The following is a 24,493-nucleotide window of genomic DNA, read 5'->3' on the forward strand; positions in this document are numbered from 1 at the left end:
CCCGAACGCCCGAAACGCCCTGAGCTGCGTGACCCCGCCCGCATTGGCCGCCGGTCGCGCAGGTTTGACCCGGAGCGGCAAGGGGATCCGCCGGCATGGCACGAGCAGCAGCGGAACAGCTCCGGCTCGCCGACGTCGTGCAGAGCTGGCTCGGGCGCCCGGTCCTGGTGATCGGCGACGCCATGCTCGACGAATGGCGGTTCGCCGACTCCGACCGGCTGTGTCGGGAGGCCCCGGCCCCGGTCCTCACCCTGCGGCGACGCATCTCGGCGGCGGGCGGCGCGGCCAACACCGCAGTCAACGTCGCCGCCCTGGGCGGCCGGTCGGTGCTGGTGGCGCCGGTCGGCGCCGACGTGGCCGGCGACGAGTTGCACGACTGTCTGGACCGGGCGGGCGTCTGGGACCGGACCGTGAGCCAACCGGGCCGCCCCACCCCGGTCAAGCGCCGGATGCTGGCCGGCGACCAGATCCTGCTCCGCGAGGACTCCGGCGACCCGGACGACCCGCTCACCGACGTGGGCGTGGACTGCCTGCTCACCGCCCTCGACTGCGCGACCGAGGAGCTGCGGGCCGCCGCCGGTGGCGCGGCTCCCACGCTGGTGATCTGCGACTACGGCCTGGGCGCGCTGCCGGCACCGGTACGCGCCTGGCTGGTCGCCCACCGCAGCCGGTACGCCACCGTCGCGCTTGACGCGCACGACCTCGCCGACTGGCGTGGCCTCGCCCCGACCGTGGTGACGCCGAGCTTTGCCGAGGCGAGCCGACTGCTCGCCCGCGCCGGCACCGCCGGGCTGACCACCGCCGACGCCCCGACCGACCTGCACCTGGAACACCCAGAGGTGGACCCGACCGAGGGACCGTCGGAGCTGACCATGGGCACCGCGCCGGGCGGGTTGCGGCGTACCGACGGGCCGACCGGTGAGCCCACGCCCGGTGAGGACCGGGTCGCGATGACCCGCGACGGGCTCAGCGTGACCGGCACCGGGGTGACCGTGAACGCCGACGCCGGAGCCGGTGTCGACCGGGCCGTCCTGGCCGAGTCCCGGCTCGCGGAGTTGCGGGCGCACACCGGCGCGGACGTGGTCGCGGTGACCCTGGACACCGATGGTGCGGTGGTGGGCGGTGCCGAGGGACGACCCGCCCGCAGCCACAGCACGCCCGTACCGGCCAGCCACGCGGTCGGCGCCGGTGACGCGTACCTGGCGACCATGACGCTCGCGCTGGCCGCCGGTGCGCCGCTGCCGACCGCCGCGCAGCTCGCCCAACTCGCCGCGACCAGCACCGTCGCCGGCACCGGCACCTGTGTGTGCCGTCGCGACGACCTGCTGGCCGCGCTGGGCCGCCCGACGCCCGGCGGCTCGGCGCTGGTCGGCGCCGAGGGCCTGACCGGGATCATCGCGGAACATCGGCGGAACGGGCGCTCGATCGTGTTCACCAACGGCTGCTTCGACGTGCTGCACCGGGGCCACGTGCGGTATCTGGAACAGGCGAGCGCCCTCGGTGACCTGCTCGTGGTGGCGGTCAACTCCGACGACAGCGTCCGCCGACTCAAGGGCGCCGACCGGCCGGTCAACCCGGTGGAGGACCGTACCGCCCTGCTCGCCGCGCTCTCCTGTGTCGACCACGTGGTCGTCTTCGAGGAGGACTCGCCGGCCGGTCTGATCGAGGCCGTCCGCCCCGACGTCTACGTCAAGGGCGGCGACTACCCGCCCGACCTGGTACCCGAGGCGCCGCTGGTGCAGCGGCTGGGCGGGCAGGTCCGCACGCTCGGGTACGTGCCGGACCGCTCCACCTCCGCGATCATCGACCGGATCCGCGCCCACGGCCAGAGCGGGGTGACCGACACGGCCGATTCGGTCGGCTCGGTCGGATCCGTCGGCTCGATCGGGACGCCCGGCTCAGAGGGTTCGGACGGCTCGGTCGACTCGGTGGACGAGATGGGTGCGGGCCGGGCGGTCGTTGCGGGCGACACTGTCGCTGCCGGTCAGGAGGCCGCCGCCGGCCCGGATGGTGTGGCGGTGTCCCGTGCGGGCGTCCCGCCGACCACCGGCAAGGCGCCGTGAACCGACCGCTCGACACCGGCGACCACGCGGACTTCCGCGCCGACCGTCTGCTCGACGTCCTGGTCCCGACCCGGGACCGGCCCGCCGAACTCGCCGTCACCCTCTCCGGGCTCGCCGCCCAGGAGGGGGTGCCGGGGTTCGGGGTGGTGGTCAGCGACCAGTCCGACGGCGACCCCGGGTACGCCCACCCGGCGGCAGCCACCATGGTCCGTGCGCTGCGGTATCGCGGGCATCCGGTGCTGCTGACCCGTCGGCTGCCCCGGCGTGGGCTGGCCGAACACCGGGCCGCCCTGCTCGCCGCGTCCGCCGCCCGGTACGTGCTCTTCCTCGACGACGACGTCTGGCTGGAACCCGGCGCGCTGTCCCGGCTGGTCGCCGCGATCCAGGAACTGGGCTGCGGATTCGTCGGCAACGGCGTGCACGGACTGTCGTACCTGGACGACGTACGCCCGCAGACGCACCGGCACTACCGGGAGTGGCGCGGCCGGCCGGTGCCCGAGCGCATCCGTCCGGGCACCCCCGAGTGGGACCGGGCGCAGATCCACTCGGCGGCCAACCTGCTGCACGTCACCGAGGCGCTGGAGGTGCCGGCGGGGAACTGGCGGGCGTACCAGGTCTCCTGGATCGGCGGCTGCGTCCTGTACGACCGGGCCAAGCTGGTCGAGTGCGGCGGCTTCGAGTTCTGGCGGCGGGTGCCGGAGCGCCACCAGGGCGAGGACGTCGCCGCCCAGATCACCGTGATGGCGCGGTACGGCGGTGCCGGAGTCCTGCCCAGCGGGGCCTACCACCTGGAGTCACCGACCACCGTCACCGAACGCGACGTCGAGGCATGGGAGGTGCTGATGTAAGGAGGGGACCCTTCCTATACACGAGGCGTTAGTAGGGGTCCCTTCCTTACATCCGGGCTCAGCGGAACAACAGTTCGCGGGCGGCTTCGAGGACTTCGACGACCGGTACGTCGGTGACGAAGGAGTCCCGGTGCGGACAGTCACCGTCGCCGGGGCGGTGCGGATAGATGCCGGGCGTGCAGTCCACCCCGCAGACCGGGCAGTGCACCGTCCACGAGGTGATCGGTCGGTGTCGCCCGCGCAGCCCGGTGGCGGTGGTGATCAGGTTGCCGACCCAGAAGACGCCGACCGTGGGCGTGCCGACCGCACCGGCGAGATGCAGCGGGCCGGTGTCGTTGGAGATCACCAACTCGCAGTCGGCGTAGCAGCCGGCGAGCCCGCCCAGGCTGAGCGTGCCCACCTGGGGACGGACCGGCACCCCAGCCGCCGCCACCACCTGGTCCACCACGTCCTGCTCGGCCGGGGTACCGGTGACCAGCACCTCGTACCCGTCGGCGTGCAGCATCCGGGCCACCCGGGCGAACCGGTCGGTGGGCCAGCGGCGCCGAGTGTCGGTGGCCCCGGGGTGCAGTGCCACCCGGGGACGGGCCGGTTCGCCGAGCACGGTGCGGGCCTCGGCGCGGTCCGCCTCGGTCACCGCCAGCGTCGGGGTGATCGTGGTCGCCGGGGCACCCACCAGCGCCACCGCTTCGAGGTAGCGGATCACCTCCGGCTGGTAGTAGACGTACCGCAGCCACCGGTCCAGCGGTGGAGCGTCCTCGGCGCGCAGTCCGGCGGTCACCCGGGCACCGAGCGCGGCGACCAGGGGGTTCGAGTTCGCCCCGCCGCCGTGCAGTTGCAGCGCCAGGTCGAAGCGCTGCTCGCGGGCGGCGGCCAGGAAGTCGACCATGCTCGACTCGGGTTCGCCGGGGCCCGCCGCCCGGATGCCCGGTGCCGGCGGCACCACCTCCACCCGGTCCACCGGGCCCGGCCGGTCGCTCCACAGCTCCGCGTGCCACGGCGCACCGAGCAGCACGATCTCCGCCTTCGGGTACGCGGCCCGCAGCGCGTCCAGCGCCGGCAACACGAAGATGAAGTCGCCGAGCGCATTGGCCCGCAACACGGCGATCCGGGCCACGTCGGGCACCAGCCCGGTGGCCGGGGCGAGCAGATCCGGAGCGGCCACGGCAGGGGGTTACCGGTCGTACTCGCCGGGAGCGACGTCTGGCTGGTGGAGTTCCCGGTCCGCCGCCGGGTCGACACCCCGCGACGCACCCGCACCGCTCGGGTACGGCCCGGTACGACCGACGGTGATGGTGCGGGGCGCGGGCCGGGTCGCCCGGGGCAGCCGTACCCGCAGCAGGCCGTGGTCCATCACCGCGTCGATGCCCTCCGGGTCCACCCGCGACGGCAGCGGTATGCGGTACTCGAAGCCCCGCGTCTCGAATCCGCCGGGGATGCCGTGATCCGCGTTGACCTCGGCCTCCGTCCGGGCCCGTACGCACAGCTCGCGGTCGTCCAACTCGACCGCCACCTCTTCGGGCGCGACGCCGGGCAGCCGGACCAGCACCTCCCAGCCGTCGGGGATCTCGCCCAACTCGACCTCGGGCGGCCCCGGACGGCCACCGAGCAGCCGACTCAGCTCGGCGCGTAGCGACTGCAACTCGCCCATCGGATCCCAGCCCTGCTGACCGCCGCGCCAGCCCCGGGTCACCGCACACCACCCGTGGGCTGTCCGACCGAGGCCGGCCGCAGCGAACTCGGCGCGTCGAGGTGAGCGTCCCGGTCGACTCCGACGCCGAGCCGGTCGACGAGTTCCCCGCCCAGCCAGGCGCTGACGCCGAGGATGCCCAGCGCCACCACCTCGATGGCGATCAGCGCGCCACCGGCGGCCCGGGACTCGGCGTTGAGGCGTACCACCCAGACGGCGGCGAAGAGCAGGATCACCGCGAGGTTCGCCACGGCGTGGGTGATGCCCACCCGCTTCGCGCGGGTCCCGGCGGGGATGGCCAGCAGGTCGAAGGCCCCGGCCACCGCGGCCAGCAGGCCGCCGACCAACCCGACGGTGAGGTTCCAGTACGCCACCTCGCCGAGGAACCGTGGTCCGCCGAGCGTGTCGACCAGGTCGAACAACACGGCGGTGACCAGCAGGGCCACCGGGAACATGACCAGCATCGGATGCACCGGATGACCGAGTACCTTGAGTCGACTCTCCATGCTCCGGGCCTCCACTGCTCGGGTGTCGTTTCGCCGTCGACGGCTCGTGTCACGGCCACACCCCCGCCCATCAGGGGGGACAGCTCATCACAGTAGGCGCGCCTACACTGACCGTGGCGGTTTCTCGCCTGGATGCCGCCACCGGGTTCAACTTCACGGGGAGGCACACAGTGACGGCAGAGATCACCTCGCTGGCCGAGTTACGGGAGTTGCTCGGCACCCCGACACCCCGCGCCGCCGAGAAGGAACGCACCACGTTGCACGAGCGCGACCGGCAGTGGCTCGCCGCGTCGCCGTTCTGCCTGGTGGCCACGGCCGGGGCGGACGGCGCCTGCGACGTCTCGCCCAAGGGCGACCCGCCGGGCTTCACCCTCGTGCTGGACGACCGGACCATCGCCATCCCGGAGCGCCCCGGTAACAAGCGCGCCGACGGCTACCGCAACATCCTGGAGAACCCGCACGTCGGGCTGATCTTCCTGATCCCGGGGCGTGGCGACACCCTGCGGATCAACGGGCGGGCCCGGCTGCTGCGCGACGCACCCTGGTTCGACCAGATGGTGGTCAAGGGGCACCGCCCGGTGCTCGCCGTGGTGGTGGAGATCGAGCAGATCTTCTTCCACTGCGCGAAGGCGTTCCTCCGCTCCGGGCTGTGGCAGCCGGAAAGCTGGCCGGCAGACCCGCTGCCCAGCACGGCCCGCCTGATCAAGGAGGTGCAGAACCCGGTGGAGACCCTGGCCGACCTGGAGCGCCACTACGGCCCGGAGTACGTCCGGAAGCTCTACGCCTGACCGACCCCACCGGCTGCGGTGATCATCCATAGGTGACCGTCCGGGTCCGCGAAGGTGCCCGTGTAGCCCCAGGGCTGCGGGCCCGGCTCGGTGACCACCTCCGCACCGGCGTCACGCGCGCGGGAGACCAGACTGCCGACCTCGGCCGGACCGGCCACGGTCAACCCGAGTACGCACTCGCTGTGCCGGCGGTCGGCCACCTCCCGCCCGCCGAGCACCCAGCCGAAGCCACCGGTCGGCACCAGCATCAGGCTCAACCCGGCGTTGACCTCGAACTGCAACGGCTCGGGCAGCCCGTCCTCGGCCGGCTCACCGATCGTGGGCAGACCGAGGGCGTCCCGGTAGAAGTCGTGCGAGACCTGCCGGTCGGCGATCGGCAGGCTGACAACGACTGGTGCGTACGACACGGCAGGACCTCCGGCTGGCATGGCGTTCGTGGTGTCGCTGTGGAGTATGGGCGCCACCTGTGACACGAGGTGGGAGCCGCCGCCGGAGAGCCGGACCGGTGACCCGCCGGATTCTTGACTCCCCTTGTTGTCGCGCTTCGGTGTGCCTCTTCGGCGGTCCGAGATGTACCGATCGGTGGTACCGCGCGAGTCGGTGCGTGGTCACGATGGCCGGATGCACCCTCACGACCCGTACCAGCAACAGCCTCACCAGCAGCCGCACTATCCGCCATACCAGTACCCGCCGCAGCCGGGGATGTATGTCCAGCAGCAGCCGAACAAAACCGGGCTGGGCGGGTGGGCGATCGTCTTGTGGATCGCGGTGCCGGCGATTCTGATCATGCTGTGCTGTGCGGGGTGCCTGCTGACCGGGTCTTTCTCGGCGTTCATGGAGGGTTTCAACGAGGGCTTCAACGAGGGCGTGTCGAATTCGTAGTGCTGTGGTGGCGACTCCCGGGTTCGAACCGGTGACCTCTACGTGAAGGCATAGGAAAGGGCCTCTGGCTCCCGGGATTCCTCCCGGGGCCAGAGGCCCTTCCCACCGAGCCGCCTGACGGAATCGAACCGTCGACCTACGCATTACGAGTGCGTCGCTCTAGCCGACTGAGCTAAGGCGGCAACGATCGCCAAGTGTACGGCACGCACCAAGCCGGGGCGGAGCGGGATTCCCCGGACTCGGCGGACCGGACAACGGGCACGTTCGGGGTCGGCACGCCCCACCGTGCGGCGCTACGCTCCGGCGGGTGACCGACGACCACATCCCCCGCGACGAACCGGTCGACCCTCCGCCCGGTGACGGTACGCGTCCCGAAGCCCACACCGAGCATGCGACCGAGCCGGAGCCGGCCAGCGGTCGGGCGGCGCCGCTGGGAACGTACGCCGAGGAGGCGTCCGGAGGGCGGGCGGCGCGACGGCCGCGCAGCACCGATCCGCTGGAGCTGGGCTTCACGCCGCGTAAGCCGGTGCCGTGGCTCGCGCCGTTCCTGCTGATCAGCACCGGTCTGCGGACGTTGTTGGCGGTGCTGTTCGGGGCGTACCTGGACAAGCGGGAACTCCAGAAGGCGCTGGACGCGGAGGTCGCCCGTGAGGTCGGGCCGGACGGCGGGCTCTGGCTCGACTACGTGGCCGACCTGGGCGACGGGTTCAACGCCACGTACTCGGTGGCGTACCTGCTCGCGCAGCGGGAGCTGGAGGTGGACGGGCACCGGCTGCCCCGGGCGCAGACCCTGGTGATGGGCGGCGACCAGGTCTACCCGTCGGCCGCGTACGAGGCGTACGAGGACCGGTGCAAGGGGCCGTACCAGGCGGCGCTGCCGACCACGCCGCCGGAGCAGCCGACGATCTTCGCGGTGCCGGGCAACCACGACTGGTACGACGGGCTGACCGCGTTCCTGCGGTTGTTCGTCCGCACCCGGGACCGCCACTTCGGCGGTTGGCGGACCGGCCAGTCCCGCTCGTACTTCGCCGCCGAGCTGCCCGCCGACTGGTGGCTGCTCGGGCTCGACGACCAGTCCGGCTCGTACGTCGACGATCCGCAGCTCACCTACTTCGACGCGGTGGCGGAGAAGCTGGGCCCGCAGAGCAGGGTGATCCTGGCGGTGCCGGCTCCGGCCTGGGTGAAGGCCGTCGACCAGCCCACCGCGTACGACTCGATCGACTATTTCATCCGGACCATCGTCGCGCCCACCGGCGCCCAGGTACGCCTGCTGATCTCCGGCGACCTGCACCACTACGCCCGCTACACCGGGCCGGACGGCCGACAACTGGTCACCTCGGGCAGTGGCGGGGCCTACCTGTACCCGACGCACAAACTGCCCGAGAAGATCGAGGTGCCGCCCCGGGACACCCTGGCCCGCCGGTCCAGCCCCTCTCGCGCGTACGAGCTGGCCGCCCGCTACCCCGATGCGGCCCGCTCCCGCCGGTACGGCTGGGGGATCTTCGGCCGGTTGCCGCTGCGCAATCCCGGCTTCTCCACTCTGCTGGGCATCCTGCACACCCTGCTGATGCTCTCCATGGCCGGGGTGACCGACTTCCGTGCGGAGGCCTCCGAGCAGCGGCTGTTCAGCGTGCCGCTGGTGGCGATGGTGCTGGTGACCGTGCTCGCGGCGGCCATGTTCGCCAAGCCGCCCAGTTCCAGCGGCAAACGGCACGTCCGACACTGGCTGCTGGGTGTCGGGCACGGGCTGGCCCACGTCGGGTTGGGAGCCGCCGGCACCTGGGCGTGGCTGTCGCTGCCCTTCCACGACTGGCCGTGGCCGCTACCCGCAGTGGCCGCCGCCACGGTCTACCTGCCGGTGATCGGTGTGGTGGCCAGTCAACTGGTGGCCGGGTACCTGCTGGTCGCGAGCGCGTTCGGGGTGAACGTCAACGAACTCTTCGCCGGGCAGGGCATCGAGGACGCCAAGGGCTTCGTGCGGATGCGCATCGACCCGGACGGCACGCTCACCCTCTATCCGATCGCGGTCGACCGGGTGGGCCGCCGGTGGCGCGTCAATCCCGACGACTCCCCCGAGGCCTCCTGGCTCGCCCCGGCCCGTCCGCTGCGTCCCCGCCTGGCCGAACCTCCGGTCGTCCTGCGCTGACCGCACCCCCGACGAGGGCGGTACGGCGGGGTGCGGTGCTCAGGTGCTCGGCGAGCCCGTCACGTCCCGCCGTCCCGGACGGTCACCGCCGGGGCGCCACACCCTCCGGGCCGGGCTGGTCCCGGCTGTCGTAGGCGCGGCGTGAACCGCACACGTCGGCGCGGGAGCACAGGGAGCGCGAGCCGTCGGCGTCCAGGCGTACGGTGACGGCGTCGCGGGGAACGCTGTGGCCCACCACCCGGCCCTCACCCTTGGGGGTGGAGACGCGACTGCCGACCTCGGGCGCGGACTCCTGGAATTTCGAGTACAGGGGATGTTCGTATTTGAGACAACACATCAGCCGGCCGCAGGCACCGGAGATGCGCAGCGGGTTGAGCGGCAGATCCTGGTCCTTGGCCATCCGGATGGTCACCGGCTCGAAGTCGTTCAGGAACGTGGCGCAGCACAGGTCACGCCCGCAGGAGCCGATGCCGCCCTGCACCCGGGCCGAGTCGCGGGCCGACAACTGGCGCAGCTCCACCCGGCAGTGCAGGGTCGCCCCGAGGTCGCGGACCAGGGAACGGAAGTCCACCCGGTGCGGCGCGGTGAAATAGATGGTGCTGCGCTCGCCGCCGCCGTCGGCGCTGCCGAGCACGTGGTCGATCGCCACCACCTTCATCGGCAGGCCGTGCTCCCGGATCAGCCGCTTCGCCGCGACCTTCGCCTCCGCCTTACGACGCCGCAGCGTCTCGTCCCGGCGCAGGTCCTCCTCCTGCGCCAGCCCGGCCATTCGGGGGAAGCCCTCGGTGTCGTCGCTGACCCACTGCGCGGCCCAGACGCACTCCGCCACCTCGGGCCCGTCGTCGGTGGGCACCAGCACCTTGTCGCCGACCTGCGGTCGGAAGTCACCCGGGTCGAGGTAGTAGAGACGCCCGTACCGCTGGAAGCTGACCGCGCAGAGCATGCCCATGCTCCTCACCCTACGACGCGCCGCCGGATTTCCGTTGGGCCGAGGTGAGGGGTGATTATCCATGACTGTCGACTCGACCGATCCCGTGCCACCTACCGGTACGACGATGGTGGACCGGACGGCTGAATCCTCCGTCACGGACGGGACAAACGAGGCTCGACAGCGTTGAGTGTGGGGACAGACCTGCGGGGGGTGCAGGGAAGTCACGGCGCCGCCGCGAGGGCCTCACCGGGCACCGCGTGCGGCGCCGTGCTGCGTGCCGGCGCACCCCGCCCACCGGCGGAGGCCGACCGACGGCCGCGCACTCGGGTAGTCCGGCCGCCCGGGCTGCTACCAGCCGACGCGGGTGGTCGACCCGCCCGGGGCGGTGCCGGGGCGGAACCGGGGCGACGCCGCGCGCATCGGGGACTCGGCCAGGCTCGGGGCCCACTGCCGCAGCAGCGTCTCCGCCCCGTCGTACGCGACGCAGAGCACGGCCAGCACCCGGGCCGCGATCTCGGCGGCGGCAGGCGTGCCCGGTGACGAGGGCCCGGAATGCGGCGACTCGCGGGTGATCGTGGTGGCCGCGACCACCGAGACCGCCTCGGCCGAGCCGATCACCTCGGCCAGGGTGCGGGCGACGGCGAGCCGGCTGCCCTCCACCCAGTCGGCGAGGGCGTCGGCGTACCCGGCGGTGGCTTCGAGCCGCCCCACCAGGCTCTCCGGGCCGTCGTCGAGGTGACGAAGCAGCATCGTCCGGGACTGCCCGTACGCGGCGGCGGCCGGCCCGGACCAGAGCAGCGGATCGGTCAGCGTGGCGCAGGCGTGGTCGTACCCGTGCACGTGCCGGCGCACCGTGTGCCCGGCACCGGCCAACGGTGCCGCCCGCAGGTCGAGGAAGCTGCGCAGGGCGTCGCCGGGCAGCACCTGCATCCGGCGCAGCAGCGGCCAGACCCGGTGGCCCTCCGGAGCCCCGGCGGCGAGCAGGGTGTCGACCCGGCGCAGCAGGTCGATCCCGGGCTCGGCGAGCCGGTCCAGGGCGTCCATCACCTCTCCCCGGCCAACCGGCGGGAGGCGGCGGAGTCGGTGTCGGAATATCGGTCGGCGGCCTGGCGCAGCGCGGTCGCTGTGGCGGTCAACTGCGCGGCGGCGGCGTGCGCCTCGCGGGCCCGGTCACCGGTGGCGTTGACCCACTGCCGGTGCAGCGCCCGCCCGATCTCACCGGGCCGCCCGGGCGCGTCCGCGCCGAAGGAGACCTGCGCGGGGTCGGCGGCGGTGACCGAGCGGGACAGCGCGGTCAGCGTGGCGCTCGCCTCGTCGAGGCGTGCGGCCAGGGCCCGAAGGGTGTCCATCTCAGGCCCCCGTCAGTGGCCGGTAGGCGGTGAACGTCTCGTTGTGCAGCTTCTCCCGGGCCCACTGGGCGGCGTCCGCCGCAGCGGTCACCGCGGCCCGCACCGAACCCGCGACGTCGCGCGGCTGGCGGGTGTGCAGCGGACCGAGGAAACGCACGTCGGTGATCCGGCCACCGGCGGTCACCACCACCTCGACCAGTCCGTCCGGCGACCGGACGGTGACCTCGACCGTCGCCACGGCCTGGTCGAACTCGGCCTGGAGGGACTCGATCCGGCGGTAGCGTCGGACCGCCTCCTCGATCCACGCCTCGTCGATCTCGCCCCGCGGCATCAGCGGACTCCTCCCCAGCCGTCCTCACTGTGCGTACCGCCGCCGTCACCACGGCACACCGGACCGTACCGCACCAGAATTGGGCGTGTCGATGCCTGTGCGGATCCCGGAGCTGACCGCTCCGTCAGGACTCGGCATCCGGTGGTGCGCGGGAGTCAGCCCTTCCAGAGGGCGAGCATCATCGACTCGACCGCGATTCGGGGCTTGACGTTCGCCTCGATCGCGGACCGGCAGGCGAGCACCGCCTCCAGACGGCGCAGCGCCCCCTCCGCCTGCCACTTGCGGGCACCGGCGTCGGCCAGGTCGGTGGTGTCGGTGTGCACCGGCGCCACCGGCGCCGCCCAGGCGACGGCGAGTGCGTCCCGGTAGAAGGCGGCCAGGTCGACCAGGGCCCGGTCCAGCGCGTCCCGCTGGGCCCGGGTCGCCCGGGACTTCTGGCGCCGTTCCAGCTCCTTCAACTGGCCGGCGGACCCCCGGGCGGCGCCCGCCGCGCCCCGGCCGGTACCGCCCGCGCCGAGCGCGGTCTCCAGGGCGGCGCGCTCCGCCGCGTCCAGCTCGGCCACGGACGCCGCGGCCTCCGCCTCGGCCGCCTCGATCAGCGCAGACGCCGCGTCGAACGCGGCACCCACCCCGGTCAGCCGACGCGGCACCGCGAGCACCGCGTCCCGCCGCGACCGCGCCTGCGGATCGCCGGCCAGCCGCCGGGCCCGCCCCACGTGCCCCTGGGTGGCCGCCGCCGCCCACCGGGCCACGTCGGGCGCGATGCCGTCGCGGCGTACCAGCACCTCGGCGACCGCCTCGGCGGACGGCTGTCGCAGCGGTACGACCCGACAGCGCGACCGGATGGTCACCGAGATGTCGTCCGGGTGGGTGGACGGTGCGCAGAGCAGGAAGACCGTCCGGGGCGGCGGTTCCTCCACGGCCTTGAGCAGCGCGTTGCCGGCCGCCTCGGTCAACCGGTCGGCGTCGGAGATGATCACCACCTGCCAGCGCCCGCCGGACGGGGTGCTGGCCGCCCGGAGCACCAGCGCCCGCATGTCGTTGACGCCGATGGAGAGTCCCTCGGGTACCACCAGCCGCACGTCGGCGTGGGTGCCGGCGAGCGTGGTGTGGCACCCCGGGCAGGTGCCGCAGCCGGTGCCGTGGACGCACTGCAACGCGGCGGCGAAGGCGCGTGCCGCCACCGACCGCCCCGATCCCGGCGGCCCGGTGAAAATCCACGCATGGGTCATCCCCGCGCCCGGGTCGATTCCCGGGGCCGCGCCGTCGCCCTCGTCCGAGCCGTCCGGCGACCCCGTCGGCTCGGTGGTGTCCGGGCCGTCGGCGGCGCGCAGCACCGCGGCGGCGGCCGACGCCGCCCGTCGCAGCGTCTCCACCGCCTCGTCCTGCCCGACCAGATCGGCGAAGGCGTCCGGCATCAACTTCGCTCCGTCGTCACCAGCTCCGATGGGGATAACTCGGGCTGGACCGAGGTGTCCGGGCCGTTCGCCGGGTCCGGGTGGTTGATGCCGCCGGGGGCACCGAGCAGCTCCTCCACCCGGCGGGCCACCCGCTCGGCGATCTCCTCGGCCGGACGGGAGCCGTCGAGCACCAGGTACCGCTTGGGGTCGGCGGCGGCCAGGTCGAGGAAGGCGTACCGGACCCGCTCGTGGAAGGTGACCGACTCGGCCTCCAGCCGGTCGGCGGCCTGGCTCCGCGCGGCCACCCGGGACAGCCCGGTCCGCGGGTCGACGTCGAGCAGCACCACCAGGTCGGGCTTGAGCCCACCGGTGGCCCAGGAGGAGAGCCAGGAGACCTCGTCGACCGGCAGGGTACGACCGGCGCCCTGGTAGGCCAGGGACGAGTCGACATACCGGTCACTGATCACCACCGCACCCCGGACCAGGGCGGGACGGACCACGGTGGCCACGTGGTGGGCCCGGTCGGCGGCGTAGAGCAGGGCCTCGGCGCGCGGTGAGGGCGCCTCGTCGCCGGTGGTGTCCAGCACCATCGACCGGATCCGGGAGCCGACGGCGGTCGCGCCCGGTTCCCGGGTCACCACCACGTCCCGCCCCTCGCCGCGCAGCCGCTCGGCGAGCTGGGCGAGCTGGGTCGACTTGCCCGCGCCCTCGCCGCCCTCGAAGACCACGAAGAGCCCGGCCGAGACGAACGGCTCGGCCGGCATCAGCGGGCGGCCCCGGATCGACCCCCACAGGTCGGCCAGAACCGGTACGCCCTTCTTGTCGTCCATCTGCCCGAACGCGCTGATCCCGGCGAAGATCCCGGCGGCACCGGCGACGAGCAGCAGCAGCCGCGTCGAGGAGACCGAGATGCCCAGGTCGGCGATCTCGAACGTGCGGGAGCCGCCGACTCCGGCGAGCAGGCTGCCCAGCGCGATGGCCAGGATCAGCACCAGCCGGGTACCGATCTGCACCACGGCGAAGACCCGGCCGCGTACCTCGTCGGCGACCTCGCCGCCGAGCAGCGTGGTGCCGGAGAGGAAGGCCATGCCGGCCCCGGCGCCGACCAGGATCGCGCCGACCAGCGCCATGGACAGGTGGAAGGCGAAGGCCAGCGTCATCACCGAGGCGCTGGCCAGCACGATGCTCATGCCGAACCAGCGCCGCCGGGACATGTCCCGGACGATCATCGGGCCGAGCCCGATGCCGAGGGCGAGGCCCACGAAGATCGCGCCGAACAGCAGGTAGAACGCGGCGTCACCGGCGCCGAGCGAGGCGGCGAAGAACCGGGCGGTGCCGATCACGATGCCGCCGCCGGCGAAGGCGCCGAGGATGCCCAGGACCAGCCCGCGTACCAACGGGGTCTGCCCGATGAACCGCCAGCCCTCGGCGAACTGGCGCAGCATGCTCTGCTCGGTGCGGTCCTGCTCGTCGGTCTGGCCCTGGCTGATCTCCTTGATGCCGAACGCCACCACCAGGGCGGTGGCGAGCCGGGAGAACGCGTTGAACCAGAGCGCGAGCTGGGCCGGCTCGGCCCAGGAGGGCATCTCGCCCCCGGTGGCCGCCCGGATGACGCCGTCGAGCGAGGAGAGCACGATCGCGGCGAAGACCGGGGTGAGGCCGTACGTGGTGATCAGGGTGAGCTGGTTGGCGGTCTCCAGCCGGGCCCGAGGGATGAGGTTGGGGACCGCGGCTTCCTTGGCCGGGATCCAGAGCAGGGTGACCGTCTCGATCAGGAACGTGGCGATCGCCGCCCAGCTCACCACCCGCGCGCCGCTGGCACCGGTGAGTGCGTACAGCGGGATGGAGGCGAACAGCACGAATCGCAGCACGTCGCAGATGACCATGGTCCAGCGGCGGTCGAACCGGTCCGCGAGCACCCCGGCGAACGGGCCGAGGACCAGTGCGGGCAGCAGCCGGATGGCGATCACGCCACCGAACGCGGCTCCCTTGGCAGTGTTGCCCTCCACCTGCGCGGCGGCGAAGACACTGGTGGCGAGCAGGCCGAGCCAGTCGCCGAAGGAGGCGGCACCGAGCACGATCCAGAGCCGACGGAACGGGCGGATGCGCAGCACCGAGCGGATCGCGCCGTAGCCGGACAGGTCGGCCTGGGCGGCGGGTGGACTCTTCGGGTCGGTGGCCTGGCCGGTGGGCCCGCCCGGTGCACTCTTCGGGTCGGCGGTCTGGCCGGCGGCACCGCCGCCGGGTAAGCCGGTCGTGTCCCGGCCGGGTGTACCGGCGGGCTGGTCCGTGGACGGCGACACGCCGGACGACTCGCCGTTGAACTGGCTTTCGATGGCCGTACCTCCACGTGCCGGCCCATCGCTGGGCACCCCCGGTGGAACACTCTAGTCCCGACGGGGACCTCTCCCCGTCGCGCATCACCTGCTCGCCGAGCCTAGGACGCGGTTGCCAACCCGATCCCGGCCGGTCAGATGCGAGGGTGTTTCGCATTCACCGTTTCACAGTTAGCGTGCACACGTGGCCACCGACAGCGATAACCTGCGCCACCGGCTGGACCGGGCGACCGCGCACCTCGACCCCCCGTACGCGGTGGTGGATCTCACGGCCTTCGACCACAACGCCGCCGCGTTGACCTCGCGGGCCGCCGGCAAGCCGCTGCGGATCGCCAGCAAGTCGCTGCGCTGCCGGGACCTGATCGCCCGCGCGCTGGCCCGCCCGGGCTGGCGCTCGGTGATGGCGTTCACGCTGCCCGAGGCGATCTGGCTGGTCCGGACCGGGGTCACCGCCGACGTGCTGGTGGCGTACCCGACCGCCGACCGGGGGGCACTCGCCGAGTTGGCTGCCGATCCGGCGCTGGCTGCGGCGATCACGCTGATGGTCGACGACGCCGACCAGCTCGACTTCTATGACACGGTGACCGCCCCGGGTCACCGCCCGGAGCTGCGCGTCTGCCTCGACCTGGACGCCTCGTGGCGACTGCTGGGCGGCCGGGTGCACGTCGGGGTCCGCCGCTCACCGGTGCACACCGCCCGGGCGGCCGGCCGACTCGCCGCCACCATCGCCCGACGAACGGGATTCCGGCTGGTCGGCCTGATGTCGTACGAGGCACAGATCGCCGGTCTGGGCGACGCACCGCCGGGGCAGGCGGTGCTCGGCACCGCGATCCGGGTGGCCCAGCGCGGGTCGTACCGCGAGTTGCTGGCCCGCCGGGGTGCAGCGGTGGCCGCGGTACGCGAACACGCCGACCTGGAGTTCGTCAACGGCGGCGGGACCGGCAGCGTGGCCGCCACCAGCGCCGATCCCGCAGTCACCGAGGTCACCGCGGGATCGGGCCTGTACGGGCCGACGCTGTTCGACGCGTACCGCACCTGGCGGCCCACCCCGGCGGCGTTCTTCGCCTGCGCGGTGGTCCGCCGACCGGCACCCGACCTGGCCACCGTGCTCGGCGGCGGCTGGATCGCCTCCGGTTCCGCCGCCGACAGCCGGCTGCCCCGCCCGTGGCTGCCGACCGGCCTCAAGCTGCTCGGCGCCGAGGGTGCCGGTGAGGTGCAGACCCCGCTGACCGGTACGCCGGCCGCCACCCTGCGCGTCGGGGACCGGGTCTGGTTCCGCCACGCCAAGTCCGGCGAGCTGTGCGAACGGGTGAACGAGCTGCACCTGGTCGACGGCGATCACGTGGTGGGCACCGTACCGACCTACCGGGGCGAGGGACACGCCTTCCTCTGAGCAGGCCACGCCAGGACCACGGCGAGGTTCTCCGCCGCAGTCGTGGCGAGGTGTGCTCGGAGCTGCCGGTCCGGCGGGCCGGGCGGGTTCCCCGCGGGCTGCGTCGCCGGGTCGGATGAGGTCAGGCGGGCAGCTTGGCCGACGACTCGGCGGACTCGGCGATCTGGTCGTCGCCCGGCTTGGCGGGCTGCCCGACCGGCCGGCGGCCGGTGTCGCCGCGCGCCTCCATCTGACGGTGCAGGTACTCCCGGATCAGCGCCTTGGCCTCGGTCAGCACCCGGTCGTCACCGTCCGACTTGCGCCGGAACGCCAGCTTGATCAGGGAGTCCGCCGCCTCCACCGCGATCTCCAGGTGGAAACGCAGGTCGGGAACGTCGGCGAGCCCGAACCGCTCGGTGAGCACCCGGGCCAGTTGGTCGGCGATCACCCCGTTGTTGTCGCGCTGCTCATCGAGCAGATGCAGGTCGACCACGTCGCCGAAGTGCAAGGTACGGAAGCCGGGAACGGTGCGGTGCATCGTGATGTACTCGTCGATGCCCGCGTCGACCCCGTCCCACCAGTGTGTCAGGTCGTCCGAGGCGAAGCGTTCGTCGAGCCGCTGGAGGTAGGACTCCATCGTGCGCAGCGTGAGCGCCTGCACGATCGCCCGCTTGTCCGGAAAGAACTGGTAGACCGATCCGATCGCCACCTCGGCCCGCTCGGCGAGCAAGGTGGTGGTCAGCCCTTCGTACCCCACCTCGTCGACGAGCTCGGCGCAGGCGTCCAGCATCCGCTGGACGCGCGCGACACTACGGCCCTGCACTGGTACGCGACGCAATGGGCCGGTCGTGGCGGCTGAAGTTGACACTCGCCACCCCCCTTCGACGGATGAACATATCTGCACGTCACGAGTTCGTGACTACCGGTACAACGAGCGGACCTCGATTGCGGTATTTACCAGGAAGAACGTTCCTGATATGAACTCGGTTCATATTCATCTTGAGGAGCACCCCATGGTCGGCACCGGACGCACCCCCACCGCCTGGTCCAACTGGGGCGGCAACCAGCACAGCGTGGCGACCGCCGTCCTGCGCCCGACCTCCGTCGCCGAGGTCGCCGAGCAGGTGCGCGCCGCCACCGCCGCCGGTGAACGGATCCGGCCGGTCGGCAGTGGACACTCCTTCACCCCCGTCGCGGTCGCCGACGGCCGGCGGATGGACCTGAGCCGACTAGCCGTCGACGTACGCGTGAACACCGATCGACGCCAGGTCACCGTACCGGCCGGAATGACGCTGCGGGAACTGAACTCACTGCTCGCCACGCACCACCTGGCGCTGCCGAACCTCGGCGACGTCGACGCGCAGACCGTGGCCGGCGCGATCTCCACCGGCACCCACGGCACCGGTGCCGGATACGGCGGACTGGCCACCTTCGTCGAGGCGCTGACCCTGGTCACCGGCACCGGCGAGATCCTGCGCTGCTCCGCCGAGCAGCACCCCGACGTGTTCGACGCGGCCCGGATCTCGCTCGGTGCCCTCGGCGTCCTGGTCGAGGTCACCCTGCGCTGCGTGGACGCCTTCGTGCTGCGGGCCCACGAACGACCCGAACACCTGGACACCGTGCTCACCGGACTGTCCGACCTGATCGAGCGGCACGACCACGTCGAGTTCTTCTGGTTCCCGTACACCACCCGGGTGCAGCTCAAGACCAACGACCGGACCACCACCGACGACCGACCGTTGCCCCGCTGGCGCAGTTGGCTGGACGACGACTTCATGGCCAACAGCGTCTTCGCCGCCGCCTGCCGGCTCGGCCGCGCCGCACCGGCCCTGGCCCCGCCGATCAGCGCCGTCAGCGCGCGGGTACTCAGCGAGAGGGCCTACACCGGCCGCTCCGACACGGTCTTCTGCACACCTCGCCGGGTCCGCTTCATCGAGATGGAGTACGCACTCCCGCGCGACGCCCTTCCCGAGGCACTGGACGCGCTACGCCGGATCATCGACGATCTGCCGTTCAAGGTGCTGTTCCCGATCGAGGTCCGCTTCACCGCCGCCGACGACATCTGGCTGTCGCACTCGTACGGCCGCGAGTCGGCGTACATCGCGGTGCACCAGTACGTCGGGACGCCGTACGAGCCGTACTTCCGGGCCTTCGAGCAGGTGGCGACCGCCCTGACCGGACGCCCACACTGGGGCAAGCTGCACTGGCGCGACGCCGACTCGCTGGCCGACGCCTATCCGCGCTGGTCGGAGTTCCAGCAGGTCCGCGCCCGACTCGACCCACACCGGACCTTCACCACCCCCTACCTGGACACCCTGCTGGGCCGCCACCCCACGACCTGAACGACCCACCCATCGACCGATCCCGGCAGGCTGAGCGATCCTGGCAGGGTGAGCGATCCTGGCGCTTCGCGATGTCGAGGAGGTGCGATCTTCACTTGGTGGATTGCGATCTCGCCAAAACCGATCAGGAACGAAAGCGCCCCCGGAGAAGCACTTCCGTCCGAGGACCGGGACCATGCGCGTCGCCCGGGGAGCGTGCGTGTTACCGGGGGACGGTCCGACGGCATCCACCGTGTCCGCACCCCCTCGCGGCTCATCATGATCCGCACAACTTCATGGATACTGCTGCCTCAGGCACCCTCGGAGACAGCAATATCGCTGAAGTTGCGCGGATCTTGCCGCGCCCACGCGCAAGCACACCACCCACACGCTGACGCCCGCGTTGATCAAGGAGTTTTGGCCTCGGAGGGGCAGGTCTGAGGGCGCAAACTCCTTGATCAACCCGGTGGGCCCAGCCCGTCGTCCGGGGGGTGCGTCGCCCGCACGGGGAGGGTCTTTGGGGAGTGCCGCCCTGACTGGGGACGGGCCGTGGGGAGAGCGTCGGGTCGTCTGCCCGTGTCGCAGCTCTTCGGTCCAGCCCGGCCCTGCGCCTGCCCAGCATCCGCATCGGCCAACTCTGAGCCAGTCCAGCTCTGTGCCAGCACTCGTTCCGTTCATGGCTAGCGGATCGAGGTCTGTCGCCCCCGATTTTAGGGCGGTGGGTAGATCTGTTGTCGTCGGAGCGACAACAGATCTACCCACCCTCCCCGGGATCTCAAGCACACCACCGAGCCGGACCCCAAGATCTCGTGGTTGTCCACAGGGGTCAAGCTGGAGTCGCGGCGGCAGGCAAGGTAGGTGGCCGTGATGGGTAGGGCAGCGATGTCTGAAGCGGGCTGGTCAGCCGTAGGTCCTCCGCAGCCCCGCTCCTTCGACCAGCACTCCATCAGCGACGGGACGAGGTCAGTCAGTCGCGGGACGAGGCCGGTCGCGGGACGAGGCCAGTCGCGGGACGAGGTCAGTCGGCGGCGGGTGCCTTCTTGGCGGCGGTGGCCTTCTTCGGCACCGCCTTCCTCGGCACCGCCTTCGACGCCGTCTTCGAGGCGGCGGACTTGGTGGCGGCGGACTTCGAGGCAGTGGACTTCGAAGCGGCGGCCTTGGTGGCACCGGCCTTTGCGGGCGCCTTCTTGGCGGGCGCCTTCTTGGCGGCGGCCTTCTTCTTCGGCGCCGGACCCTTCGCCCGCTTCTCGGCGAGCATCTCGGAGGCTTCCTCCAGGGTCAGTGCCTCCGGGGTCTGGCCGCGTCGCAACGAGGCGTTCGTCTCCCCGTCGGTGACGTACGGGCCGAACCGGCCGTCCTTGATGACCAGCGGCTTCTCGGTCAGCGGGTCGGCGCCCATCTCGCGCAGCGGCGGCGCGGCGGCCCGCCGTTGCCGGTTCTTCGGGGCGGCCAGCAGAGCAAGCGCCTCGTCCAGCGTGACGGTGAACATCTTGTCTTCGGAGTCCAGCGAACGGAACTCGTCGCCCTGCTTGACGTACGGGCCGTAGCGGCCGTTGTTGGCCACCACCTCGGCGCCGTCCGGCGCCACCCCGATCACCCGGGGCAGGCTGAGCAGCTTGAGCGCCTCGTCGAAGGTGAGCGAGTCCGGGGACTGCGAGCGCAGCAGCGAGGACTTGCGGTCGCCACTGGCCACGTACGGGCCGAAGCGGCCGGACTTGAGCAGGATCGGCTCGCCGGTCGCCGGGTCGTCGCCGAGCTTGCGCTCGCCCCCGCCGCCGAGGAACAGCTCGTGGACCTTCTCCGGGGTCAGCTCGTCCGGCGCGAGGCCCTCGGGGATCGGCGCCCGGTCGCCCGGGGCCGCCCCCTCCTCGCCCTCGGCGACCGGTGCCTGCTCCTCGCCGGGAACCCGACGCTGGAGGTACGGCCCGTACCGGCCGACCCGCACCACGACCTCGCGTCCCTCGTCGTCGCTGAAGAGCGGGATCGAGTTGACGCTGCGCGCGTCGATGTCGCTGAGGTTCTCGGTGACCAGCTTCTTGAGCCCACCGGAGCGGGCGATGTCCTGGTCACCGGCACCGTTGGTGGTGCCGAAGTAGAACGCGGTGAGGAAGTCGACGGCCGCGTGGTCACCACCGGCGATCTCGTCCAGCTCGTTCTCCATGCTGGCCGTGAAGTCGTAGTCGATCAGGCGCGGGTAGTGCCGCTCCATCAGCCCGATCACGGCGAACGCGAGGAACGACGGGATCATCGCCTGCCCGCGCTTGACCACGTACCCACGGTCCTGGATGGTCTGCATGATCGACGCGTACGTGGAGGGGCGGCCGATGCCCAGTTCCTCCAGCGCCTTGACCAGCGACGCCTCGGTGTAGCGGGCGGGCGGCTGGGTGTGGTGGCCCTGCGCCGCCAACTGGTCGGCGGTCAGCGGCTGGTCCTTGACCAGGTTGGGCAGCCGACGCTCGGCGTCCTCGGCCTCGGCGTTCTCGTCGTCGCTGGACTCGACGTACGCGCGCAGGAAGCCCGGGTCGGTGATGGTCTTGCCGGTGGCGCCGAAGTCGGCCTCCTCGCCACCGGTGGTGGTGGCCCGGATCCGGACCGAGACGCTGGAGCCGACCGCGTCGGTCATCTGCGAGGCGATGGTGCGCCGCCAGATCAGCTCGTAGAGCTTGAACTCCTCGGCCGACAGCTCCTTGGCCACCTCGCCCGGGGTGCGGAAGTTGTCCCCGGCCGGGCGGATCGCCTCGTGCGCCTCCTGAGCGTTCTTCACCTTCCCGGTGTAGCGGCGCGGCTCCGGCGGCACGCTGCGCTCGCCGTACAGCTCGACGATCTGTCGGCGGGCCGCCGCGATGGCGGTGTCCGACAGGCTCACCGAGTCGGTACGCATGTAGGTGATGTAGCCGTTCTCGTAGAGCCGCTGCGCGGTACGCATCGTCTGCTGCGACGAGAACCGCAGCTTGCGGGCTGCCTCCTGCTGGAGCGTCGAGGTGATGAAGGGCGCGTACGGGCGGCGACGGTACGGCTTCTCCTCGACCCGGGTGACGGTGAACGGCCGCCCGTCGAGGCGGGCGGCGAGCCCCCGCGCGCCGCTCTCGTCCAGGTGCACCACGCCGGCACCGGGCTTGACCCGGCCGGTGGTGGGCTCGAAGTCCTTGCCGGTGGCGATCCGGTCGCCGTTGAGCGCGACCAGGGTGGCGTTGAAGGTGCGCGGCCCCTCACCGGCGTTCGTCACGGCGAGCGTGGCCAGGATGTCCCAGTACTCGGCGGTGCGGAAGGCCATCCGCTGCCGCTCCCGCTCGACCACGATCCGGGTCGCCACGGACTGCACCCGGCCCGCCGAGAGCCTCGGCATGACCTTCTTCCACAGCACCGGGGAGACCTCGTAGCCGTAGAGGCGGTCGAGGATGCGCCGGGCCTCCTGGGCGTCGACCAGGTCGCGGTCGATCTCCCGGGGGTTGGCCACCGCCGCCTGGATCGCCGGCTTGGTGATCTCGTGGAAGACCATCCGCCGGACCGGCACCTTCGGCTTGAGCGTCTCGACCAGGTGCCAGGCGATCGCCTCGCCCTCGCGGTCCTCGTCCGTCGCCAGGAAGATCTCGTCGACCTCCTTGGCCAGCTTGGTCAGCTTGCTGATCTGCTGCTTGCGGTCGGCGGAGACGACGTAGAGGGCGTGGAAGCCGTTGTCGACGTCGACACCGAGCCGGGCCCAGGACTCGCCCTTGTACCGGGCGGGCACGTCGGCGGCGTTACGCGGCAGGTCGCGGACATGCCCGAAGCTGGCCTCCACGACGTACCCCGGGCCGAGATAGCCCGAGATCGTCTTGGCCTTCGCCGGGGACTCGACGATGACCAGACGGGTGGTTCCAGCTTTGCTCGGCACGTCTGCTTCGACCTCTTTCCTGCTCAGGGCCGCACCAGCGCCCAGTTCCGGGCGCACTCGACCCACCGATACCCAGCGGTCCGGATGTCCAACGTAACGCGCCGTCCGTGTTTCGGGTTTCGCGGGCGGCAATTCGCTCGGGACGATCTGTGGTCGCGCCGGACGGCGTCACCGTACACCCTGAGTAGGGCATCGAACGGGTCACTGTGATCAGGGCGGCCCCTCGGTGGAGGTGCAACCCGGCCGATTCTCCCTGTGTTCCCCGACGCCCGGCTGTCTTCGATCGGACAGCCGGCGACGGATCAGTCGCGGGTCGGCCAGGTGCCGGGCGGTGCCGCGTCCGGACGTTCGCCGACCAGCTCCGCGAGCCGCGCCGACCGGCGTCGACCGGCGATCCGGTACGCCGGTCCGCCCGCCGTCGGCGCGAGCAGTTCGCCGGTCAGTCCGACCGCGTGCAGCGCCGCGCCGACCGCCGTCCACCGATCCGGATCGGTGCCGCCGAGCTGAAGGACGAAGTCGGGCGTTTCGGCCACCCCGGCCGCGGCCAGCCAGAGCCGCAGCCGACGGCCGTCGAGCTGGAAACCGGGGGGTGGAGACTGGGTCGGGCCACGTAGCCAAGCCGCCGCCAGCGGCACGATGGTTCGGGTGTACGCCGTCCGCACCGCGTACCGCCGGTCCCCGGCCGGCTCCCAGGTCGCCCGTACGCCCCGACGGCCCAGCTCGGTGACGAGCACGTGCACCCGCCAGGCGGCGTCCACCTCCACCGACAGGCGGGCGGTCCCGCCCATCCGGTGCACCTCCCCCGGCCCGGCGAGCAGCCCGGCCAGGTCGGCGACGCCAGGCTCGCCGGTCTCCGCGCCGAAGAAGACCAGTTGCCGCTCGTCGGTGGCACCCCGCTCGGGCACCGTAGGGCGTTCGACCGGCTCGCCGCGTCGGCGTGTCGCGGACCCGGCCGGGTCGGGCACCGGGAAGGTCACCGGCAGCGGTGTGGCCGCCGGTGTCTCTCCGGAACCGCTCAACGGCATTCAGGTACCTCGTCGAAGGCGCGCTTCAACTCCTCCGAGTTGAGCCGGCTGGTGTCCAGCGCGCTGGCGTCGTACTCCTGCTGGAGGGTCTCCACCGCGGTCCGGACGCCGTCGTAGAAGGCGCCGGCCTCCCCGATGCCGAGCCCGTCGATGGTGGTGCGGGCCCGGCCGTAGGCGTCCCGCATCGAGGCGAGCGCGGCCCGGAAACCGACGGAGACCTCCTCGCCCTGCTCGACCTTGGGCACACCGGCCTGCTCCACCTTGAGCCGCGCGGTCTCGCTGGCCTCCTCGGCACCGGCGAAGAGTCGGACCAGGTTCTCCTTGGCCTGCGCGGGGGTGGTCTGGGCGGTCATCTGCTCGTTGGTGCTGCTGGTCAACTTGCTGATCTCGGCCCGCCACGGGCTCAGCGCGGTGCACACCGACGCCGCCCACGCCCGAGGACTCGGACCGCTGGAGCCGCAGGCGGCGGCCAGCAGGACCAGCGTAGCCAGGACCACCGTGAGCTTTCCGGCGGTCGCCGCCCGGCAGGTACGCATGCGTTGCAGGGTACGGCTTCTCCTCGCCGTCGGCACCGGTCAGGTGTACGGGGCGTACAGGCGAGCGGTCCCCGGTCGGCGACGAACCGACCGGG

General features: G+C 72.3%; 21 protein-coding genes and 1 tRNA gene. 7 read left to right on the plus strand and 15 right to left on the minus strand.

The genetic code is table 11. The annotated features are described in order from the left end of the window. Positions 1-95 precede the first annotated feature (95 nt). Positions 96-2,063, plus strand: a complete 1,968-nt coding sequence (gene rfaE2, locus ACZ31C_RS02085; protein WP_465793829.1) for a D-glycero-beta-D-manno-heptose 1-phosphate adenylyltransferase — start codon at positions 96-98, stop codon at positions 2,061-2,063. Continuing rightward, positions 2,060-2,911 carry a glycosyltransferase family 2 protein gene (locus ACZ31C_RS02090; RefSeq protein WP_465793830.1) on the plus strand — a complete coding sequence of 284 codons (852 nt, stop codon included), beginning with the start codon at positions 2,060-2,062 and terminating at the stop codon, positions 2,909-2,911. The genes rfaE2 and ACZ31C_RS02090 overlap by 4 nt, the downstream gene beginning before the upstream one ends. A gap of 58 nt (positions 2,912-2,969) precedes the next feature. On the opposite strand, the gene ACZ31C_RS02095 is transcribed toward ACZ31C_RS02090, so the two are convergent. Genes ACZ31C_RS02095 through ACZ31C_RS02105 form a run of 3 tightly spaced genes read right to left on the minus strand, consistent with a single transcriptional unit; the run spans position 2,970 to position 5,107 of the window. Continuing rightward, positions 2,970-4,076, minus strand: a complete 1,107-nt coding sequence (locus ACZ31C_RS02095) for a glycosyltransferase family 9 protein (protein WP_465793831.1) — start codon at positions 4,074-4,076, stop codon at positions 2,970-2,972. A 9-nt stretch (positions 4,077-4,085) separates the two neighbouring features. Beyond that, complete coding sequence (locus ACZ31C_RS02100) at positions 4,086-4,562, minus strand: Hsp20/alpha crystallin family protein (protein WP_465794341.1); 477 nt, start codon at positions 4,560-4,562, stop codon at positions 4,086-4,088. 38 nt (positions 4,563-4,600) lie between these two features. Further along, positions 4,601-5,107, minus strand: coding sequence for a DUF2231 domain-containing protein (locus ACZ31C_RS02105; protein ID WP_465793832.1), 507 nt, complete (start codon positions 5,105-5,107; stop codon positions 4,601-4,603). Positions 5,108-5,277: 170 nt separating this feature from the next. On the opposite strand from ACZ31C_RS02105, the gene ACZ31C_RS02110 reads away from it, so the two are divergent. After that, entirely contained in the window at positions 5,278-5,895 is a 618-nt protein-coding gene (locus ACZ31C_RS02110; RefSeq protein WP_465793833.1) for a pyridoxamine 5'-phosphate oxidase family protein, read from the plus strand. Here ACZ31C_RS02110 and ACZ31C_RS02115 read toward each other — a convergent pair. After that, entirely contained in the window at positions 5,886-6,302 is a 417-nt protein-coding gene (locus tag ACZ31C_RS02115) for a VOC family protein (RefSeq protein WP_465793834.1), read from the minus strand. The genes ACZ31C_RS02110 and ACZ31C_RS02115 overlap by 10 nt on opposite strands. Before the next feature lie 214 nt (positions 6,303-6,516). Here ACZ31C_RS02115 and ACZ31C_RS02120 point away from each other — a divergent pair, with 214 nt between their 5' ends. After that, the gene (locus tag ACZ31C_RS02120; protein ID WP_465793835.1) at positions 6,517-6,777 is read left to right on the plus strand and encodes a hypothetical protein; all 261 of its coding nucleotides are present in this window, start codon (positions 6,517-6,519) and stop codon (positions 6,775-6,777) included. 108 nt (positions 6,778-6,885) lie between these two features. Here ACZ31C_RS02120 and ACZ31C_RS02125 read toward each other — a convergent pair. After that, a tRNA-Thr gene (locus tag ACZ31C_RS02125) sits at positions 6,886-6,959 on the minus strand. A gap of 125 nt (positions 6,960-7,084) precedes the next feature. Here ACZ31C_RS02125 and ACZ31C_RS02130 point away from each other — a divergent pair. Continuing rightward, positions 7,085-8,923, plus strand: coding sequence for a metallophosphoesterase (locus ACZ31C_RS02130; RefSeq protein ID WP_465793836.1), 1,839 nt, complete (start codon positions 7,085-7,087; stop codon positions 8,921-8,923). Between the two features lie 82 nt (positions 8,924-9,005). Here the strand turns inward: ACZ31C_RS02130 and ACZ31C_RS02135 are convergent, their stop codons facing one another. From ACZ31C_RS02135 to tmk, 6 genes are all read right to left on the minus strand, one after another. Further along, entirely contained in the window at positions 9,006-9,872 is an 867-nt protein-coding gene (locus ACZ31C_RS02135; RefSeq protein ID WP_449946313.1) for a PSP1 domain-containing protein, read from the minus strand. 330 nt (positions 9,873-10,202) lie between these two features. Then, a complete protein-coding gene (locus tag ACZ31C_RS02140; RefSeq protein WP_396741068.1) occupies positions 10,203-10,898 on the minus strand; it encodes a hypothetical protein in 696 nt (231 codons plus the stop codon). After that, positions 10,898-11,203, minus strand: coding sequence for a hypothetical protein (locus ACZ31C_RS02145; RefSeq protein ID WP_396741069.1), 306 nt, complete (start codon positions 11,201-11,203; stop codon positions 10,898-10,900). The genes ACZ31C_RS02140 and ACZ31C_RS02145 overlap by 1 nt, the downstream gene beginning before the upstream one ends. Position 11,204: 1 nt before the next feature. Continuing rightward, positions 11,205-11,534, minus strand: a complete 330-nt coding sequence (locus ACZ31C_RS02150) for a YbaB/EbfC family nucleoid-associated protein (RefSeq protein ID WP_350700299.1) — start codon at positions 11,532-11,534, stop codon at positions 11,205-11,207. A 155-nt stretch (positions 11,535-11,689) separates the two neighbouring features. After that, positions 11,690-12,952 (minus strand): DNA polymerase III subunit delta', encoded by a 1,263-nt coding sequence (locus ACZ31C_RS02155; RefSeq protein WP_465793837.1) that lies wholly within the window; start codon positions 12,950-12,952, stop codon positions 11,690-11,692. Next, positions 12,952-15,012 carry a dTMP kinase gene (gene tmk, locus ACZ31C_RS02160; protein WP_465794342.1) on the minus strand — a complete coding sequence of 687 codons (2,061 nt, stop codon included), beginning with the start codon at positions 15,010-15,012 and terminating at the stop codon, positions 12,952-12,954. Before tmk ends, ACZ31C_RS02155 begins: the two co-directional genes overlap by 1 nt. A gap of 442 nt (positions 15,013-15,454) precedes the next feature. On the opposite strand from tmk, the gene ACZ31C_RS02165 reads away from it, so the two are divergent. Beyond that, complete coding sequence (locus tag ACZ31C_RS02165; RefSeq protein ID WP_465793838.1) at positions 15,455-16,663, plus strand: amino acid deaminase/aldolase; 1,209 nt, start codon at positions 15,455-15,457, stop codon at positions 16,661-16,663. Positions 16,664-16,784: 121 nt separating this feature from the next. Here ACZ31C_RS02165 and ACZ31C_RS02170 read toward each other — a convergent pair whose 3' ends face one another. Then, complete coding sequence (locus ACZ31C_RS02170) at positions 16,785-17,432, minus strand: TetR/AcrR family transcriptional regulator (RefSeq protein ID WP_396741507.1); 648 nt, start codon at positions 17,430-17,432, stop codon at positions 16,785-16,787. Between the two features lie 223 nt (positions 17,433-17,655). Here ACZ31C_RS02170 and ACZ31C_RS02175 point away from each other — a divergent pair, with 223 nt between their 5' ends. Then, the gene (locus ACZ31C_RS02175; RefSeq protein WP_465793839.1) at positions 17,656-18,984 is read left to right on the plus strand and encodes a D-arabinono-1,4-lactone oxidase; all 1,329 of its coding nucleotides are present in this window, start codon (positions 17,656-17,658) and stop codon (positions 18,982-18,984) included. 997 nt (positions 18,985-19,981) lie between these two features. On the opposite strand, the gene topA is transcribed toward ACZ31C_RS02175, so the two are convergent. The 3 genes from topA to ACZ31C_RS02190 form a co-directional block, all read right to left on the minus strand. Further along, complete coding sequence (gene topA / locus ACZ31C_RS02180; RefSeq protein ID WP_465793840.1) at positions 19,982-22,837, minus strand: type I DNA topoisomerase; 2,856 nt, start codon at positions 22,835-22,837, stop codon at positions 19,982-19,984. A 302-nt stretch (positions 22,838-23,139) separates the two neighbouring features. Then, the gene (locus ACZ31C_RS02185) at positions 23,140-23,862 is read right to left on the minus strand and encodes a hypothetical protein (protein WP_465793841.1); all 723 of its coding nucleotides are present in this window, start codon (positions 23,860-23,862) and stop codon (positions 23,140-23,142) included. After that, positions 23,853-24,398, minus strand: a complete 546-nt coding sequence (locus ACZ31C_RS02190) for a hypothetical protein (protein WP_396741075.1) — start codon at positions 24,396-24,398, stop codon at positions 23,853-23,855. The genes ACZ31C_RS02185 and ACZ31C_RS02190 overlap by 10 nt, the downstream gene beginning before the upstream one ends. Positions 24,399-24,493: the final 95 nt, after the last annotated feature.

The sequence above is a fragment of the Micromonospora sp. NPDC023869 genome, assembly GCF_055559695.1.

Excerpts from the sequence above, each read along its gene's own strand:
- rfaE2 (WP_465793829.1), top strand. The coding sequence starts at position 96 with ATGGCACGAGCAGCAGCGGAACAGCTCCGGCTCGCCGACGTCGTGCAG.
- ACZ31C_RS02100 (WP_465794341.1), bottom strand. The coding sequence starts at position 4,562 with ATGGGCGAGTTGCAGTCGCTACGCGCCGAGCTGAGTCGGCTGCTCGGT.
- ACZ31C_RS02105 (WP_465793832.1), bottom strand. The coding sequence starts at position 5,107 with ATGGAGAGTCGACTCAAGGTACTCGGTCATCCGGTGCATCCGATGCTG.
- ACZ31C_RS02120 (WP_465793835.1), top strand. The coding sequence starts at position 6,517 with ATGCACCCTCACGACCCGTACCAGCAACAGCCTCACCAGCAGCCGCAC.
- ACZ31C_RS02135 (WP_449946313.1), bottom strand. The coding sequence starts at position 9,872 with ATGGGCATGCTCTGCGCGGTCAGCTTCCAGCGGTACGGGCGTCTCTAC.
- ACZ31C_RS02140 (WP_396741068.1), bottom strand. The coding sequence starts at position 10,898 with ATGGACGCCCTGGACCGGCTCGCCGAGCCCGGGATCGACCTGCTGCGC.
- ACZ31C_RS02145 (WP_396741069.1), bottom strand. The coding sequence starts at position 11,203 with ATGGACACCCTTCGGGCCCTGGCCGCACGCCTCGACGAGGCGAGCGCC.
- ACZ31C_RS02150 (WP_350700299.1), bottom strand. The coding sequence starts at position 11,534 with ATGCCGCGGGGCGAGATCGACGAGGCGTGGATCGAGGAGGCGGTCCGA.
- ACZ31C_RS02155 (WP_465793837.1), bottom strand. The coding sequence starts at position 12,952 with ATGCCGGACGCCTTCGCCGATCTGGTCGGGCAGGACGAGGCGGTGGAG.
- ACZ31C_RS02170 (WP_396741507.1), bottom strand. The coding sequence starts at position 17,432 with ATGCTGGACGCCTGCGCCGAGCTCGTCGACGAGGTGGGGTACGAAGGG.
- ACZ31C_RS02175 (WP_465793839.1), top strand. The coding sequence starts at position 17,656 with ATGGTCGGCACCGGACGCACCCCCACCGCCTGGTCCAACTGGGGCGGC.
- ACZ31C_RS02185 (WP_465793841.1), bottom strand. The coding sequence starts at position 23,862 with ATGCCGTTGAGCGGTTCCGGAGAGACACCGGCGGCCACACCGCTGCCG.
- ACZ31C_RS02190 (WP_396741075.1), bottom strand. The coding sequence starts at position 24,398 with ATGCGTACCTGCCGGGCGGCGACCGCCGGAAAGCTCACGGTGGTCCTG.